This is a genomic window from Paenirhizobium selenitireducens ATCC BAA-1503, assembly GCF_900492185.1.
GTDB classification, from domain to species: domain Bacteria; phylum Pseudomonadota; class Alphaproteobacteria; order Rhizobiales; family Rhizobiaceae; genus Allorhizobium; species Allorhizobium selenitireducens_A.
In genome coordinates, this window is record NZ_UEYP01000058.1 from 1 (window position 1) to 391 (window position 391).

Annotated in this window: 1 pseudogene; it reads left to right on the plus strand. The window is 64.2% G+C overall.

Annotated elements, in window-relative coordinates:
- Positions 1 to 391: pseudogene (locus RHIZ70P_RS22715) on the plus strand (cell division protein FtsH); the annotation flags it as partial.

Sequence of the window (391 nt, forward strand, 5' to 3'; positions counted from 1 at the left end):
GATGGACGACTTCAACAATGCCGTGGAGCGCATCATCGCCGGGTTGGAAAAGAAGAACCGCGTTCTGAACCCGCGCGAGCGCGAGATCGTGGCGCACCACGAGATGGGGCACGCGCTTATGGCGATGGCTCTGCCGGGGGTGGACCCGGTGCACAAGGTCTCGATCATCCCGCGCGGAATTGGCGCGCTCGGCTACACTATCCAGCGCCCGACCGAGGACCGCTTCCTGATGACGCGGGAGGAGCTGGAGAACAAGATCGCAGTCCTGCTTGGCGGGCGCGCGGCCGAGAAGATCATCTACAATCATGTCTCGACCGGGGCGGCCGACGATCTGGTCAAGGCTACCGATATCGCCCGCGCCATGGTCGCGCGGTACGGGATGGACGAAGAC